Consider the following 16,695-nt stretch of genomic DNA (forward strand, 5'->3'; position numbering starts at 1 on the left):
ACCCGTGTACGTCGTTGACCCTTACGCGTTATGCAGGTCTAAGACTGCCATGCCCGGCGGCCCGGGATCGCATCGGCATGGGACTGCCCAGCGTCTCCACCGAGCGGCGGGCGCTCGGACCGACCACCGCGGCCCACTCGTGCGGCGCCTCGATCAGCCATCCCGCGACCTGCGCGGCGAAGCCCGGCACCTCCTGGCACAGCTCGACCAGCCGCCGGTCGAAGCGGGCCGCGCCCTCGGGCGTACGGACGAACAGGAGCCCGGTGCGGTGGACGAGGTCACGGGTGCGCGCCTCGGCCCGCTGCCCCGAACCGGCCGCCGCGGCCCCGAGCAGCGCCTCCACCACGGCGAGGTCGCGGGACTGGTGGCGCTCGAATTCCAGGAGCACGTCGAGCAGCTCGGCGCGCAGCGGGCGCGAGGCCCGGGTGCCGGGGGCGGCGAGGACGGGGGCCAGGGCGCGCCGTACGGGGTGGGCGTGGCCGCGCAACAGGCTGGTCACCATGGGAAAGAGGACCGCGCGGGCCGCGGGGCCATGGGCGAGCCGCCGGTCCACGAAGGCCGCCGCGTGCCCGGCCGCCTCCGGGTGCCGCTCGACGTGCTCCTGCACGAGGGCGGCGGCGCGCCGGGCGAGCGCCGGGGTGTTGATCTCCGCGAGCGCGTCGAGGACGTCGGCCGCCGCGGCCCCCTCCTGGCGCAGGCGCGTCTGGAAGGCGGCGAGGACGGGCTCGGGGTGCGTGGTGAGGGCGGCGGTCAGCGCCGCGGCAGGGATGCCCGGGTCCTGGGCGGTGAAGGCGGCCAGCGCCTCCTCCAGGTAACGCCCCCGCGTGTGCGGGTCGCGCACGAGCAGGGCGAGCGCGGCCCCGTGCAGCGCGGCGTCCGCGGGGCGGGCGAGCAGCGCGAGAGCCGCGTAGCGCAGCAGGTCGCGGTCGGCGGCGCTGCGGATGCCCAGCGCGACCCGCGGCCCGTAGAGCGCGGCCGCGGCCCGCCGTTCGGGCCGGTCGTCATGGGCCCAGCGGTCCACCGCCCGGCAGAGCGCGGACGGCTCGTCCTCGGCGAGCTGGGTGAGGAGCTCCTCCGCGCGGACGTGGGCGGTCGCCACGAGCGCCTCGGTGAGGTCGTCGACGGCCAGCGCCCGGCGCGCGTAGAGCAGCGCCTGTGCCGCCCGCGCGACGGTGGGCCGCAGCTCGGTGCCGGGCGCCACCGGCAGCGGCCGCTCGTCGGTGAACCAGCGGCACAGCAGCGGCTGCACGGTCCGGGGTTCGACGGCGAGCCGCCGGTCGACCGCGTCGAGGTAGCGCTCCCAGCCGGGCGCGGCCCCCGGCACCCCGTCGGCGGGCAGCAGCCGCCGCAGCAGTTCGAGCCGGCGGTCGTCGCTGAGCCGCAGCCGCATCCAGAACCAGGGCCCGAACTCGCCGAGCGCGCCCAGCTTCGCCGGGCCCCCCTCGCGCACCGAGCGTCGGCTGATCCGGTCGGCGAGCAGCCGCAGGACTTCCTGGTAGGGGCGTACGTCAGGGACCCTCAGCAGGGTCTCGGCGAGCAGGTGGACCGCCCACCACTGGGCGTCCGCGAACCGGTCGCGCCCGGCGCCCGCCGCCGGCGTCCGGTCCAGGGCCTCCACCAACTCCTTCAGCTTCAGGGCGAGTTGAGTGGAGCCATGTCTGCTTCCGAGCAGTAGCATCGCCTCCAGGACGGGACCGATGCGATGGCGGGGCACCGGCAGGGAGCGCCCGGCGGGGGCGGGCCCCGAGCCCGGCGGGGGCGGCACGTGACCGTCGGGCACGGCGCTGAGGGCGGGGCGCGAGGGGAGCCGGACGACGGTCTGTGGCTCGCTCTCGTCGTACCAGCGGTGCACCAGCGCGTACAGGGCCCCGTCCAGGTCGAGATGGGCGGCCTGCACCCAGTCGGCCAGCTCCTCGTGGGCGAACCGGTAGCCGGACCCGGCCGGCACCAGCAGCCCCTCGGTGAGCACCGCGGAGGCGGATCCCGTACGCCACGGGAAGATCTCCTCGAAGGACTCCCGGTCCAGCTCGCCCTGGCCGGGCCCCAGACAGCGCCGGGCCGCCTCGTGCACCTGCCCGGCGACGCGCGCCGCGAGCCGCCGCACCGCGCCGCCGCGCACCGGCGGGCGGGCGGCGGCCGCGATGCGTACGGCGATGCGCAGGCACATCAGGTCCAGGTGCGCCGAGAAGACGTCCTCGCGGTCCGGCCTTCCCCCGATCCCGCCGGGCAGCGCGGCCCGCACCTCGGCGAGCAGCCGCAGGGTCAGCGGGTGGCGGGCATCGCGCTCGGCCAGCGCGCCGTCCGGGATGCCGTAGCGCTCGCGGGCCCGGGCGGCCTCCTCGTGCCCGAGGTCTCCGACGTGCACGGCGTCGGGCAGCCGGGGCAGGTGGGCCGGGTGCAGCACGCCGTCGGGGTAGTGGGCTCCGGCCTGCTCCCAGTGCTCGGGCCGGCAGGCCACCACCATGCGCACCCCGGCCGCCCCGAGCCACTCGACGCTGCCCGCGGTCCATTCGGCGAGCCGGTGGGCGAGCACGGGCGGCATCTCCTCGGGCCCGTCGAGCAGGACGAGCAGGGGGCGCCCGGCGTCCCGGGCCAGCCGCGCCACCCGGTCGGGGGTGGCCCGGTCGCCCGACTCGGGCGCGGCCACGATCCGGGCCGCGTGGTCGAGGGCGCGGCCGACGGCGTCGGCGACCGAGGTGTCGTCGGCCCGCAGGTCGGCGCCGCGCAGCCACAGGGTGGGCGCGGGCGCGGCGCCGCTCGCCCGGCGGCCAGCCAGCGCGGCGAGCTCGGTGGTGCGCCCGGTGCCGGGGTCCCCGACGAGCCCGAGCACGAGGGCGTCCCCGGTGGCGAAGGCCTCGAACCCGGCGCGCGTGGACCGCCGTTCGACGGGGTCCTGCCACGCGCTGGGGCCTCCGACGGACCCGACGGAGGTGGCGGTGAGCTGGAGCGCACCCGCCAGGTTCAGATCGCGGCCGTAGGCGGGCACGGTGGCGGCGTTGCGCCGCAGCAGTTCGGCGAGCGGGCCGTGCTCGGCGCGCAGCGGCACCGCGAAGCCCGAGGCCTGGTGCGCCGCGTGCAGCGCGGTCCCCACCACCCCGAGGACGGCGCCGGTGACGGTGTCCACGACCGGACCCCCGCTGGCCTCGCCGCCCAGCCGCATGGCCTCGCTGCCGGCCGTCCCGATCGCCAACTCCAGGACGCCGCCCAGGAGATGGAAGCGATCGGTGGCGGTGTAGGTGACCGGGGACGTGCCGAGCACCCGCGCCTCGCGCCAGCCGCGGGCGGCCACCCGCAGATAGGTGCCCGTACGGATCTCGGCGCGTGCGGAGATCGGCAGCGGCCGCACCCCGAGCCCGTCGGTGCGCACCAGGGCGAGGTCCGCCTCGGGCAGCGGGGTGAGGTCCTCGGCCTCGGCCAGCCAGGTCCGCTCGCCGGGCGCGTGCAGCACCACTCTGGTCAGCCCGTCGACGGCTTCGTGACTGGTGACGACGGTCCCCCGGTCGTCCGCGACGAACCCCGTCCCCCGGGTGCGCCCGGCCAGATCACAGATCCGTACGAGCGTCTCCCCGCCCTCGCCCCCAGCCCCGCGTCCCATGTCCGAAACGGTAGTTCTGGGGTGATCCGCCCGAGAAGAACGTCACGGGAAAGCGCCCCCCTGTGCTCCCGTGGTTCACTCCGAGCGCCTGCTCATAGGGGTGAATCCCCCAGGCCCGGCGGATAGACCCCTTGCGAGGGGGATCGTGGAGCGGGCCGCCCCGCCCGCTCCACGGTGGGTCTCTCAGCCGAACACGGCGAGGCTCTTGGCCTTGCCCTTCCGGTTCTCGACCAGCGCGAGGAAGGTGCCCCCGGGCCCGAACACTCCGACCGGCTTCCCGGCCTCGTACTCGTCGGGCATGTCGAGCCGTACGCCGTTGAGCAGCAGCCCGCCGCGGCGCGCGTCGACGTCCCAGCGCGCGAAGGCGGCGGCCGCGGCCTCGGCCACCGGCATCACGGTGAGCGACTCCTGGAGCTGGTCCAGGGTGCGGGCCGCGTCCAGGCCGTAGGGGCCGACCCGGGTGCGGCGCAGCGCGGTGAGGTGTCCGCCCACACCGAGCCCGGCCCCGAGGTCACGGGCGAGGGCGCGGATGTAGGTGCCGGAGGAGCACACCACGGAGACGACGAGGTCGATGACGGGGGTGCCGTCCTCGGCGACGGCCTCGCGCACGTCGTAGACGCGGAAGGAGGAGACGGTCACCGGACGGGCCGGGATGTCGAACTCCTCGCCGCCACGCACCCGCGCGTAGGACCGCTTGCCGTCGATCTTGATCGCGGAGACCTTGGACGGCACCTGCATGATGGCGCCGGTCAGCTCCGCGACCCCCGCGTCGATGCCCTCGCGGGTCACCTTGGAGGCGTCGGTGGACGAGATGATCTCGCCCTCGGCGTCGTCGGTGACGGTGTCCTGGCCGAGCCGGATCGTGCCGAGGTACTCCTTCTCGGTCAGGGCGAGGTGGCCGAGCAGCTTGGTGGCCCGCTCCACGCCCAGGACGAGCACACCGGTCGCCATCGGGTCGAGGGTGCCCGCGTGGCCCACGCGGCGGGTCCTGGCGATGCCGCGCATCTTGGCCACGACGTCGTGCGAAGTGAAGCCCGACGGCTTGTCGACAATGACCAGGCCGTCGGGCGTCTTTGCTGCGGTGCTCATGCGGAGGCGTCGTCCTCGTCGCCGGGCTTCTTGTACGGGTCGGCGTCACCGGCGAACTGGGCGCCCGAGGACACCTCGCGCACCGCGGCGTCCGAGGCCCGTGCCTTGTCGAGGAGGTCCTCGATGGTCTTGGCGTTCTCGGGGAGGGCGTCCGCGATGAACGTCAGGGTGGGCGTGAACTTGGTGCCGGCGGCGGAGCCGACCGCGGAGCGCAGGATGCCCTTGGCGCTCTCCAGACCGGCCGCGGCGGCCGCCCGCTCCTCGTCGTCCCCGTACACCGTGTAGAAGACCGTGGCCTCCCGCAGGTCGCCGGTGACCCGGGTGTCCGTGATCGTCACATGCGTTCCGAGACGCGGGTCCTTGACGCCACGCAGCAGCTTCTCGGCCACCACCTCCCGGATGAGGTCCGCCAGCTTCTTCGCCCGCGCGTTGTCGGCCACTGGTCCTTCTCCTTCTCAAGCCTTGCTTGGTGTTCAGTCTTCGTCGCTGTGGAGCCTGCGTCTCACCGAGAGCAGTTCCACCTCGGGCCGGCCGGCGACGAGCCGCTCGCACCGGTCGAGTACGTCTGTCAGGTGCCCCGTGTCGCCGGACACCACCGCGAGGCCGATCTCAGCCCTGCGGTGCAGGTCCTGGTCGCCCACCTCCGCCGCGCTCACCGCGTACTTGCGCTGGAGTTCGGCGACTATCGGCCGGACGACGGAGCGTTTCTCCTTCAACGACCGTACGTCGCCGAGGAGCAGATCGAAGGACAGTGTCCCCACATACATGGATGTCCGGATGTCCCGCCGGTACGGGTTAGAGGACCCCGCCAAAGCCTTGGCAGGGACATCAGAACCGTACACGGAACGGCCGGGGCCGATCGACGGAAATATCTTCCGCCGATCGGCCCCGACACTCGTTCCTCAGGAGGCCGCGCCTCCAGGGGTACGGATCAGCTGCACGGACTAGCCGCGCGGCTTCTCGCGCATCTCGTACGTCGCGATGACGTCGTCGATCTTGATGTCGTTGAAGTTTCCGAGGTTGATACCGCCCTCGAAGCCTTCGCGGATCTCGGTGACGTCGTCCTTGAAGCGGCGCAGACCGGAGATGGTGAGGTTCTCCGCGATGACCTTGCCATCGCGCAGCAGGCGCGCCTTGGTGTTGCGCTTGACCTCGCCCGACCGGACCAGGACACCGGCGATGTTGCCCAGCTTGGACGAGCGGAAGATCTCGCGGATCTCCGCCGTGCCGAGCTCGACCTCTTCGTACTCCGGCTTGAGCATGCCCTTGAGGGCCGCTTCGATCTCTTCGATCGCCTGGTAGATGACCGAGTAGTACCGGACGTCGACGCCTTCGCGCTCCGCCATCTGCTGGGCACGCCCGGCAGCGCGGACGTTGAAGCCGATGACGATCGCGTCGGAGCCGGTCGCCAGGTCGATGTCCGACTCGGTGACCGCACCCACGCCGCGGTGCAGGACGCGGATGTCGACCTCGTCGCCGACGTCGAGCTGGAGCAGCGAGGACTCGAGGGCCTCCACCGAACCGGACGCGTCGCCCTTGATGATGAGGTTGAGTTCCTGCACCAGACCGGCCTTGAGGGCCTCGTCCAGGTTCTCCAGGGAGAACCGCACGCCCTTGCGGGCGAAGCGGACGTTGCGCTCACGAGCGGCACGCTTCTCGGCGATCTGACGGGCCGTACGGTCCTCGTCGACGACCAGGAAGTTGTCGCCGGCGCCCGGGACGTTGGTGAGACCGAGGACGAGGACCGGAGTCGAGGGACCCGCCTCTTCCACGTTCTCGCCCTTGTCGTCGAGCATCGCGCGGACTCGGCCGTACGCGTCGCCGACCACCATCGTGTCGCCGACCCGCAGGGTGCCTCGCTGGACCAGGACGGTCGCGACGGCGCCGCGACCGCGGTCGAGGTGGGACTCGATCGCGATGCCCTGCGCGTCCTGCTCCGGGTTGGCCCGCAGGTCGAGCGAGGCGTCGGCGGTGAGGACGACGGCCTCCAGGAGGGACTCGATGTTGAGGCCCTGCTTGGCGGAGATGTCGACGAACATCGTGTCGCCGCCGTACTCCTCGGCCACGAGACCGAACTCGGTCAGCTGACCGCGCACCTTGGTCGGGTCCGCGCCCTCGACGTCGATCTTGTTGACCGCGACCACGATCGGCACGTCGGCCGCCTTGGCGTGGTTCAGCGCCTCGATCGTCTGGGGCATCACACCGTCGTTCGCCGCCACCACGAGGATCGCGATGTCGGTGGACTTCGCACCACGGGCACGCATGGCGGTGAACGCCTCGTGACCCGGGGTGTCGATGAAGGTGATCTTGCGCTCTTCGTCGTTGACCTCGGTCGTGACCTGGTACGCACCGATGTGCTGCGTGATGCCACCGGCCTCGCCCGCCACGACGTTCGTCTTGCGGATCGCGTCCAGAAGGCGGGTCTTACCGTGGTCGACGTGACCCATGACGGTCACGACCGGCGGACGCGCGACGAGAGACTCCTCGCCACCCTCGTCCTCGCCGAACTCGATGTCGAAGGACTCGAGCAGCTCGCGGTCCTCCTCCTCGGGGCTGACGATCTCGAGGATGAAGTTCATCTCGTCCGCGAGCAGCTTCAGCGTCTCGTCGGAGACCGACTGCGTGGCGGTGACCATCTCGCCGAGGTTCATCATCACGCCGACGAGCGACGCCGGGTTGGCGCCGATCTTCTCGGCGAAGTCGGTCAGCGAGGCACCGCGCGACAGGCGGACGGACTGTCCGTTGCCGCGGGGCAGCATGACGCCGCCCACCGACGGGGCCTGCATGGCCTCGTACTCCTGGCGCCTCTGACGCTTCGACTTGCGACCACGACGGGCGGGCCCGCCGGGACGGCCGAAGGCACCCTGCGTGCCACCGCGGCCACCCGGGCCACCGGGACGGCCCTGGAAGCCGGGACGACCGCCGAAGCCGCCGCCACCACCGGGAGCGCCGCCACCCGGACGGGGGCCGCCGAAGCCGCCGCCGCCACCGGGACGACCGCCGCCACCGGGACCGGCCGGACGGCCGGCGAAGCCGCCGCCACCACCGGGACGACCGGCACCGCCGCCGCCACCGGGACGGCCGCCGGGGCCACCGGGACCACGGCCACCGGGGCCGCCGCCGGGACGCGGGCTCGCGGCCGGACGCTGCGGCATCATGCCGGGGTTCGGACGGTTACCGCCCGGAGCACCACCCGGACGCGGGGCGCCGCCCTGCGGACGGGGCATGCCGCCCGGGCTCGGACGGGCGCCGCCCTGACCCTGCGGACGCGGAGCGCCGCCGGGGCCGCCCTGCGGGCGCGGGGCGCCACCGGGGGCACCGGCACCGCCGGGACGGGGCGCGCCGCCGCCGGGACGGGGCGCCTGGGGGCGCGCCATGCCGGTGGAGCCGCCGGAGGTGAAGGGGTTGTTGCCGGGACGCGGACCGGCCGGACGGGCACCGCCCGGACGGGGTGCGCCCTGACCCGCGGGGCGGGCCGGACGGTCGCCGCCACGGCCACCGTCGCGCTGGCCACCGTCACGCTGACCGCCGGCCGGGGCCGGACGGGAGGCGGCGGGACGCGGGCCGGGGGTGGCACCGGCGGGACGCGGGGCCTGGGGCGCCGCGGGCTGGGCCGGAGCCGGGGCCGAGAACTCGGCGGCGGGCACCGGGGTGACCGGGGCCGGCTTGGCCGGGGCGGGCTTCGGACCCGGGCGGGGGCCCGAGGCGGCCGGAGCCGGAGAAGGGGTGCTGCTCGCCGGGGCGGCCGGAGTGACCGGGGCCGCGGGCGCGGCGGGGGCCGGCTTGGGGGCCGGGGCGCCGGGCTTCGGGGCAGCAGGACGTGCCGCGGCGGGCGCCGCGGGCTTGGCAGGCGCGGCCTTGCGGGGCGCGCCGGGCTTCGCAGCGGACTTGCCGGCGTTGCCGCCGGGCCCCTGCAGCGCGTCAGTCAACTTGCGTACAACCGGCGCCTCGATCGTCGAGGACGCCGAACGGACGAATTCACCGAGTTCTTGGAGCTTGGCCATGACGACCTTGCTCTCCACCCCGAACTCCTTGGCGAGTTCGTATACCCGGACCTTAGCCACTTCGCTCCTTTTAGGTCCGGGTTACCGCCGGACCGTCGCTACTTCATGGGCGTACTCATCGCGTACTCATCGAGTGCTCATCGCAATCTCGACCTACTTCCAACTCGCGAGGTACCTGACCGCACGGGATTCCGTGCCGTACTTCTTCTTACGTTGCTGCCTGCTCGACGTACTCCCGCAGTGCCGCGGTGTCGAGCGCCTCCTTGACCCTGAAGGCCCTGGAGAACGCCCGGCGGCGGACCGCCAGGTCGAGACAGACCGAGGCGGGGTGTACATACGCACCCCGGCCGGGCAGCGTACCGCGAGGATCAGGGGCGCAAGCACCCTCGACCGCCACGATGCGCAGCAGATCGCTCTTGGCCGCTCGCTCCCGGCATCCCACGCAGGTTCGCTCAGGGCAGGCGCGGGCGTGCGTCCGGCCAGACACGTTTAAGTCTACCTCCCCGCACCGACCTCACCCCTGTGGGGCAAAAATCGAACGGTTGTTGTCTGGAAAGCTCACCCTGCCTCCTTGAGCAGGGGCAGGGCCACTTCTTATTCCCGAGGGGGCCGGTCAGTCCTCGGCCGGCTGCTCGGTGTCCGGGCGGATGTCGATGCGCCAGCCGGTGAGGCGGGCGGCGAGCCGGGCGTTCTGGCCCTCCTTGCCGATGGCGAGGGAGAGCTGGTAGTCCGGCACGGTCACCCGCGCGGAGCGGGCGGCGAGGTCCACGACCTCGACCTTGGAGACCCGGGCCGGGGACAGCGCGTTGGCCACCATCTCGGCCGGGTCGTCCGACCAGTCGACGATGTCGATCTTCTCGCCGTGCAGCTCGGCCATGACGTTGCGGACCCGGCCGCCCATCGGGCCGATGCAGGCACCCTTGGCGTTGAGGCCGCTGCGCGTCGAGCGCACCGCGATCTTCGTACGGTGACCGGCCTCACGGGCGATCGCCGAGATCTCCACCGAACCGTCGGCGATCTCCGGGACCTCGAGCGCGAACAGCTTCTTGACCAGGTTGGGGTGGGTGCGCGAGAGCGTCACGGACGGCCCGCGCACACCCTTGGCCACCCGCACGACATACGTCCGAAGGCGCAGCCCGTGCGTGTACTCCTCGCCCGGCACCTGCTCCTGCACCGGCAGCATGGCCTCCATCTTGCCGATGTCGACCAGCACGTTCTTCGGGTCCTTGCCCTGCTGGACGACGCCGGTGATGACGTCGCCCTCGCGGCCGGCGAACTCACCGAAGGTGATGTCGTCCTCGGCGTCGCGCAGCCGCTGCAGGATGACCTGCTTGGCGGTGCTCGCCGCGATCCGGCCGAAGTCCGACGGGGTGTCGTCGAACTCCTTGGCCTCCTGGCCCTCTTCGAGATCGGCCGGGTCTTCCTTCGCCCACACCGTGACATGACCGTTCTCACGGTCGAGCTTCACGCGCGCACGCCGGAAGCTGCCCTCGGTGCGGTGGTAGGCGATGAGGAGCGCCGACTCGATCGCCTCGACCAGCAGGTCGAAGGAGATCTCCTTCTCCCGGACCAGACCCCGCAGGGCACTCATGTCGATGTCCACGGCTACGCCTCCTCTTCGTTGTCAATGTCGTTCTGGGTGTCGCTCACGCTGTCGCGCTTGCCGTCCTTGCGGTTGAACTCGATCTCGACCCGCGCCTTCGCGATGTCCGCGAAGGCGATCCGGCGGGCGGTGGGCTTGCGCCCCTTCACACCCGGGATCTCGGTGTCGATGCCGTCGTCGTCGGCCTTCAGGATCCGCGCGACCAGCTCGCCGCCGTCGTGCAGCTGGATCCGGGCGAGCCGTCCGGTGGCGCGCAGGTAGTGGCGGAGTTCGGTGAGCGGGCGCTCGGCCCCGGGAGACGTCACCTCGAGGACGTACTCCTCCTCGCCCATGACGTCGCTCTCGTCGAGCAGCTCGGAGGCGGCCCGGCTCAGCTCGGCACAGGCGTCGAGCTCCACGCCCTCGTCGGAATCGACCACGATCCGCAGCACGCGCCGACGGCCCGCCCGGGACACCTCGATCTCCTCGAGGTCCAGATCCTTCGCGCTGACGAGCGGTTCAAGAAGACCGCGCAGCCTGTCGCTCTGGGTCGTGCTCATCCGGGTGACTCCTCGGCCGCGTCTGCTGTTGTGGGGATCGTCGTCGCGCACGGCAGCCGTCATCGATCGGCCGCCGTCAGATCAAAGGGTATCCGGTCCCGGAGGGTGTTGCCGTCCACGGCCCGGGGCCCGCGGGTACGCTCGCCTGCGGTGATCAGCCGGTCACCGGCGGACGGCACACAGGGGAGAGACACGTGGGGCACCCGGGGACCACGCGAAGGCGTGTGCTGGCCGTGACGGGAGCGGCGGCCGCAGGTGTGCTGGCGGGCTGCTCCGGCGGCGGCACGAGCGGTTCCGCGACCGGGTCGCGCGAGGCGGCGGCCCGAGCGGAGGCGGCGCTGCGCGCGCGGACCGCGGCCGCCAGCCGGGCGCTGGTCACCCAGTACGACGCGGTCCTCACGATGCATCCGGCGCTGCACACCCGGCTCGCGCCGCTGCGCGACCAGGCCGCACAGCACACCACCGCGCTCGCACCGGCCGCACCGCCGTCCCCGACGCCCCCCTCTCCCACGGCTCCGGGCGCGCTCTCGCCGGTCCCCACCGACGCCGACGAGGCCGTCAAGGAGCTCGCCGAGGCCGAACGCCGCACCTCCGACGCCCAGTTGGCGGCGCTGGCCACCGCTCCACCGGAGCTCGCCCGGCTGCTCGCCTCGATCGCGGCCTCCGGGGCGGGCCACGCCTACCTCCTCGGCGGCGGTGCCCGATGAACCCGACCCTGGAGGCGTCCCAGGCCGCGCTCGCCGCCGAACACGCGGCGGTGTACGGGTACGGCGTGCTCGGCGGGCGGCTCACCGACACCCGGGCGAGCGAGGCCCGCGAGGCCTACGCCGGGCACCGATCGCGCCGGGACTCCCTGGCCCGTACGGTGCGTGACCTGGGCGGATCGCCGGTGGCGGCGGCCGCGGCCTACGCCCTGCCGTTCGCCGTGCCGGACGCCGCGGCCGCGCTGCGGCTCGCCGCCGAGCTGGAGGACCGGGTGGCCGACGTCTACTCCGACCTCGTCCGGGCCGCCGAGGGGCCGCTGCGCCAGGAGGCGGCCGCCGCCCTGCGGGAGGCGGCGGTGCGGGCCGTGCGCTGGCGGGGCGGCAGCGTAGCCTTTCCTGGGCTCGCGGAACGCCCGAGCGCACCGGTTCCACCGGCCAGTACCTGAGTTCCACCGGCTAGTACCTGAGCAAGGGGCAATACACGCATGGCTTTCGAACCGCCTGAGCGGCTGGTCCGCGCGCTCGGCGAGACGTACGGGGACGCGCTGGCCGGGCCCTGGCTGGACCGGCTGCCCGCGGTGGCCGAGGAGTCGGCGGCCCGGCGCGAGCTCACCGTCGACCGGGTGCAGGCGCCGGGAGGCCGCTCCAGCCTGGTCGCGCTCGTCCACCGCCCGGACGGCTCCCCCGCCGCCCTCAAGGTCGCCCCCTCCTTCGCCCGCCCGGACCTGGAGCGCGCGGCCCTGGCACACTGGAACGGCTGGGGCGCGGCCCAGTTGATGGAGGACGGCGCCCCCGACGACGCGCTGCTCCTGGAGCGGCTGCACCCCGAGGTGTCGCTGCGCTCGCTGCCCGAGGCGAAGGCACTGCTCGAAGCCGCCGGCACGGTGCGGCGCCTGTGGGTCGAGCCGCCCGGCGGCCACGCCTTCGAGACGGTGGCCGAGCGCACCGAGCGCCAGAGCGTGCCGATGCGGACGCCGCAGGACGCCGAACTGGCGCCGCTGGTTGCGGCGGCGCTCGCGGCCCGCGACGAACTCGCCGCGAACACGCCCGAGTTGCTGCTCCTGCACGGCAACTTCCGCCAGAGCAAGGTGCTTTCGGGCGAGCGCGCGCCCTGGCTCACGGTGGGGCCCGAGCCGCTCGTGGGCGAACGGGCCTACGACCTGGCGCGGTTGGTGCGGGACCGGGTGGAGGACCTCATCGCGGCACCGAGCGGGCCCTCGGCCGCCCGCCGCCGCGTCAAGAAGCTCGCGGACTCCCTGGACGTCGACGCCGACCGGCTGCACGGCTGGACCCTGTTCCGCGCGGTGGAATCAGGCCTGCGCGCCCGAACAGCGGGCCGCCACGGCGACGCGGAACTCCTCCTGGAATTCGCTGGCTGGCTATAACCCCCTGGGCGCCGCCCCCGAAGACGCCACCCCTGCCCACCACCGACACTGCCCAGGGGTGCGGGGAACTGCGCGAGAAGCGAGCACGGTCCGCAGGTGAACGAGGGTTGGGGGCGCGGGGAACTGCGCGAACAGCCACGCACGGCCCGCACGCCAGCCCTCCCCCGGCCCCACCCCACCCCCGGAGGGTCACGGGAAGGGGCGGGGTGGGGAAAACCATCCCGTCAGGCGGACAGCTCAGGCGGACAGCCGAGCCACCGCCTCCGCCAGCGGAAGCTCCTCGCGCTCACCACTACGCCGATCCTTCAGCTCGAAGACACCCTCGGCGACCCGGCGCCCCGCGACCAGGATCTGCGGCACCCCGATCAGCTCGGCGTCGGTGAACTTCACACCCGGCGAAACCCCGGCCCGGTCGTCGACCAGGACCCGCAGCCCGGCCGCACGCAGCTGCTCGGCCGCGTCGAGGGCGGCCTCGACCTGGGCCGCCTTGCCGGCGGCGACGACGTGCACGTCCGCCGGGGCGATCTCGGCCGGCCAGCACAGCCCCTTGTCGTCCGCCGTCTGCTCGGCGAGCGCCGCCACCGCGCGGGAGACGCCGATGCCGTACGACCCCATCGTGACCCGGACCGGCTTGCCCTCCTTGCCGAGGACGTCGAGCTGGAAGGTGTCGGCGTACTTGCGGCCGAGCTGGAAGATGTGGCCGATCTCGATCGCGCGGTCGAGCTTCAGACCGGCGCCGCAGGAGGGGCAGGGGTCGCCCTCCTCGACCACCACGACGTCGAGGTAGTCGTCGACCTCGAAGTCACGGCCGCAGACCACGTTCCGGGCGTGGGTGTCCGGCTTGTTGGCACCGGTGATCCACGCGGTGCCGGGCGCGACGCGCGGGTCGGCGATGTAGCGGACCTTCTCCAGACCCTGCGGGCCGACGTAGCCGCGCACCAGGTCGGGGCGGTCCGCGAAGTCCTCGGCGGTCACGAGCTCCACGACGGCGGGGGCCAGGTGCTCGCCGAGCTTGCCGAGGTCGACCTCGCGGTCGCCCGGGACGCCGACGGCGACGATCTCGCCGTCCACCTTGACCAGCAGGTTCTTCAGGGTGGCCGAGGCCGGGACGCCCAGGTGGGCGGCGAGGGTCTCGATGGTGGGGGTGTCGGGGGTGGCGAGCTCCTCGACCGGGCCGTGCGCCGAGCCGTCGACCGGGGCGGCCACGAAGGTCACGGCCTCGGTGTTCGCCGCGTACGCGCAGGCCGGGCAGTCCACGAAAGTGTCCTCGCCCGCGGCGGCCGGGGCCAGGAACTCCTCGGACGCGGAGCCGCCCATGGCGCCGGAGACGGCGGACACGATGCGGTAGTCCAGGCCCAGGCGCGCGAAGATCTTCTGGTAGGCGGCGCGGTGCAGCGCGTACGACTCAGCGAGGCCCTCGTCGGTGGTGTCGAAGGAGTACGAGTCCTTCATCTGGAATTCGCGGCCGCGCAGCACGCCGGAGCGCGGGCGGGCCTCGTCGCGGTACTTGGTCTGGATCTGGTACAGCATGACCGGCAGGTCCTTGTAGGACGTGCACTGGTCCTTGACCGTCTGCGTGAAGATCTCTTCGTGCGTCGGGCCGAGCAGGTACTCGCCGCCCTTGCGGTCCTTGAGCCGGAACAGCAGGTCGCCGTACTCCTCCCAGCGGCCGCTCGCCTCGTACGCGTCCTTGGGCAGCAGCGCGGGAAGCAGGACCTCCTGCGCGCCGATGGCGTCCATCTCCTCGCGCACGACGGTGGAGATGTTGTCCAGGACCTTCTTGCCGAGCGGCAGCCAGGTCCAGATGCCGGCGGCGTTGCGCCGGACGTAACCGGCGCGGACCAGGAGCTTGTGGCTGAGCGTCTCGGCGTCCGCCGGGTCGTCGCGCAATGTCTTGGCCAGCAGACGGGACATGCGCTGAACCTGGGCGGCTGCCATGGATTTCTCTCCTGTACGTGCACGGGGTGATGCCTGGAGGTTATCCGGGCCTCCCGAGTGCGCGGAAATCCGTTTAACGGAAATTCCGTGGCTACCGGTATTCCTCGGGCCCGTGGCGCAGCAGCGGGAGGGGGGCGCCCATCACGGCGTACGGTCGTGCCGCGCTCGGGAAGTGGACCTGGCCGGCCAGGTCGATGTAGCCGAGCGACCGGTACAGGGCGCGGGCGGGGCTCTCCGTGTCGATCGCGGAGAGGATCGAGCGGGGCTCGGTGGCGGTGTCGGTGATGGTGGTGATGAGCGCGCGGCCCAGGCCCCGGCCCTGGAAGGCGGGGTGGACGTGCAGCTCCGTGATCACGAAGGAGTCGTCCAGCCACCATTCGGCGCCGTTGTTGCGCAGATACGGTTCGACGACGGTGGACCACCAGTGGGCCCGGTCGTTGGGCATCCCGTACACGAAGCCCGCCAGGCGGCCGTCGGCGGTGGTGGCGCCGAGCGCCCTGGCTCCCGGGTAGGACAGGTGGCGCAGCACGATGTGGCGGCGCACCCCGACCTCCTCGGCGCTGAGTCCGAAGGCGACCGCCTGTACGGCGAGGGCCTCGTCCACGCGGGCCGCGAGGTCGAGCGGTCCGACCAGTACGTCAGAGTCAGCAGGCATGGCCGCACCCTAACCTCAGAACAGCACGCTCATGAACGCCCCGGTCTCACGGAAACCGACCCGTCGGTAGCAGGCCCTGGCGGGGGCGTTGAAGTCGTTCACGTACAGACTCACGACCGGGGCCACGTCCGCCAGCGCGTAGCGCAGGACGGCCGCCATTCCGGTGGCCGAAAGGCCCTTGCCCCGGTGTTCGGGGGCGACCCAGACGCCCTGGATCTGGCAGGCCTGGTTGGTGGCGGCGCCGATCTCGGCCTTGAAGACGACCTTGCCGTCCTCGATGCGGGCGAACGAACGCCCCGAGCCGACGAGTTCGGCGACGCGGGCCTGGTAGAGCAGCCCGCCGTCGCCCGCGAGCGGGGAGACGCCGACCTCCTCGGTGAACATGGCGACGCAGGCCGGCATGATCACGTCCATCTCGTCCTTGCGGATCCGGCGGACGTAGGGGTCCGGGACGATGTCCTCGGGCATCTTCTCGGCGACCATCAGCGGCTGGTGCGGACGTACCTCGCGGGCCGGGCCCCAGTGCGGTTCGAGCAGCCGCCACAGCTCGGCCGTGGGCTCGGCGGGGCCGACGATCGAAGAACAGCGGCGGCCGGTGCGGCGGGCGCGGTCGGCGAAGGAGCGTACCGCCTCGGGCGTCGCGCAGATCGGTACGAGGTTGGCGCCGGAGTAGCACAGGGAGCGCAGCCGGCCGTCGGCGTACCAGCCCCACATCTCGCCGCCCAGCCGCCAGGGGTCGAGGCCGGCGATCTGCACGCGGGAGGTCACGAAGGCATTGGCGACCGGGTCGCTCTCCAGGATGGCGAGCGCCGCGCCGAGGTCGCCGGGTTCGAGGACCCGGGTGGTGGTCTGCGTCAACACGAGGGGGCCTCACGGTACGGTCTGCTGATCTCCGCACTGTACCCGCCACCGTCCCACCCGCGCCGCCCCTGCCCCCACGGGCCGGTGAGCCAAACCCCGGGGCTCCGCCCCAGACCCCGGGGTCGCTTGCCCACCCACCCGCCCGTGCGGGGGTTGGATGGGCTGAGCCTTTAGGGCTGCGCCCCCAAACCCCCTTGAGGGGCTCCGCCCCTCGAACCCCGGCGGGGGCTCCGCCCCCTGCACCCCCGTTCGCGCCTGAACGGCGCTCGTCCTCAAACTCCCCCAAGGCCTTAAGGGCCAGGGGGGACCCCCATGACGGGCT

Annotated in this window: 14 protein-coding genes; 3 read left to right on the forward strand and 11 right to left on the reverse strand. The window is 73.2% G+C overall.

Features of this window, described 5'->3' with window-relative positions; all coding sequences use genetic code 11:
• Positions 1-28 precede the first annotated feature (28 nt).
• The 8 genes from DT019_RS36285 to rimP all read right to left on the reverse strand — a co-directional run bounded on the left by DT019_RS36285 (position 29) and on the right by rimP (position 10,830).
• Positions 29-3,595, reverse strand: coding sequence for a serine protease (locus tag DT019_RS36285; protein ID WP_114041261.1), 3,567 nt, complete (start codon positions 3,593-3,595; stop codon positions 29-31).
• Between the two features lie 183 nt (positions 3,596-3,778).
• Entirely contained in the window at positions 3,779-4,684 is a 906-nt protein-coding gene (gene truB / locus DT019_RS36290; RefSeq protein ID WP_114041262.1) for a tRNA pseudouridine(55) synthase TruB, read from the reverse strand.
• Positions 4,681-5,124: a 30S ribosome-binding factor RbfA gene (rbfA, locus tag DT019_RS36295; protein ID WP_114041263.1), complete on the reverse strand. Its 444-nt coding sequence runs from the start codon at positions 5,122-5,124 to the stop codon at positions 4,681-4,683. Before rbfA ends, truB begins: the two co-directional genes overlap by 4 nt.
• Positions 5,125-5,157: 33 nt before the next feature.
• Positions 5,158-5,451 carry a DUF503 domain-containing protein gene (locus DT019_RS36300; protein ID WP_114041264.1) on the reverse strand — a complete coding sequence of 98 codons (294 nt, stop codon included), beginning with the start codon at positions 5,449-5,451 and terminating at the stop codon, positions 5,158-5,160.
• A gap of 177 nt (positions 5,452-5,628) precedes the next feature.
• The gene (gene infB, locus DT019_RS36305) at positions 5,629-8,748 is read right to left on the reverse strand and encodes a translation initiation factor IF-2 (protein WP_114041265.1); all 3,120 of its coding nucleotides are present in this window, start codon (positions 8,746-8,748) and stop codon (positions 5,629-5,631) included.
• Positions 8,749-8,896: 148 nt separating this feature from the next.
• The gene (locus DT019_RS36310; protein WP_114041266.1) at positions 8,897-9,175 is read right to left on the reverse strand and encodes a YlxR family protein; all 279 of its coding nucleotides are present in this window, start codon (positions 9,173-9,175) and stop codon (positions 8,897-8,899) included.
• Between the two features lie 126 nt (positions 9,176-9,301).
• Positions 9,302-10,291, reverse strand: coding sequence for a transcription termination factor NusA (gene nusA / locus DT019_RS36315; protein WP_114041267.1), 990 nt, complete (start codon positions 10,289-10,291; stop codon positions 9,302-9,304).
• A gap of 2 nt (positions 10,292-10,293) precedes the next feature.
• Complete coding sequence (gene rimP, locus DT019_RS36320; protein WP_114041268.1) at positions 10,294-10,830, reverse strand: ribosome maturation factor RimP; 537 nt, start codon at positions 10,828-10,830, stop codon at positions 10,294-10,296.
• A 233-nt stretch (positions 10,831-11,063) separates the two neighbouring features.
• Between rimP and DT019_RS36325 the strand changes: the two genes are divergently transcribed.
• The 3 genes from DT019_RS36325 to DT019_RS36335 are packed head-to-tail and all read left to right on the forward strand — an operon-like array spanning position 11,064 to position 12,919.
• Positions 11,064-11,537 carry a hypothetical protein gene (locus DT019_RS36325; protein WP_317617848.1) on the forward strand — a complete coding sequence of 158 codons (474 nt, stop codon included), beginning with the start codon at positions 11,064-11,066 and terminating at the stop codon, positions 11,535-11,537.
• The gene (locus DT019_RS36330) at positions 11,534-11,980 is read left to right on the forward strand and encodes a ferritin-like domain-containing protein (protein WP_114041270.1); all 447 of its coding nucleotides are present in this window, start codon (positions 11,534-11,536) and stop codon (positions 11,978-11,980) included. The genes DT019_RS36325 and DT019_RS36330 overlap by 4 nt, the downstream gene beginning before the upstream one ends.
• Positions 11,981-12,019: 39 nt before the next feature.
• The gene (locus DT019_RS36335) at positions 12,020-12,919 is read left to right on the forward strand and encodes an aminoglycoside phosphotransferase family protein (protein WP_114041271.1); all 900 of its coding nucleotides are present in this window, start codon (positions 12,020-12,022) and stop codon (positions 12,917-12,919) included.
• Between the two features lie 237 nt (positions 12,920-13,156).
• Here the strand turns inward: DT019_RS36335 and DT019_RS36340 are convergent, their stop codons facing one another.
• The 3 genes from DT019_RS36340 to DT019_RS36350 all read right to left on the reverse strand — a co-directional run bounded on the left by DT019_RS36340 (position 13,157) and on the right by DT019_RS36350 (position 16,373).
• The gene (locus tag DT019_RS36340) at positions 13,157-14,857 is read right to left on the reverse strand and encodes a proline--tRNA ligase (protein ID WP_114041272.1); all 1,701 of its coding nucleotides are present in this window, start codon (positions 14,855-14,857) and stop codon (positions 13,157-13,159) included.
• Positions 14,858-14,948: 91 nt separating this feature from the next.
• The gene (locus DT019_RS36345; RefSeq protein ID WP_114041273.1) at positions 14,949-15,512 is read right to left on the reverse strand and encodes a GNAT family N-acetyltransferase; all 564 of its coding nucleotides are present in this window, start codon (positions 15,510-15,512) and stop codon (positions 14,949-14,951) included.
• Between the two features lie 15 nt (positions 15,513-15,527).
• Positions 15,528-16,373: a GNAT family N-acetyltransferase gene (locus DT019_RS36350; protein WP_189390248.1), complete on the reverse strand. Its 846-nt coding sequence runs from the start codon at positions 16,371-16,373 to the stop codon at positions 15,528-15,530.
• Between the last annotated feature and the right edge of the window lie 322 nt (positions 16,374-16,695).

The organism is Streptomyces sp. SDr-06 (assembly GCF_003324565.1).
In the GTDB taxonomy this organism is placed as follows: Bacteria; Actinomycetota; Actinomycetes; order Streptomycetales; family Streptomycetaceae; genus Streptomyces.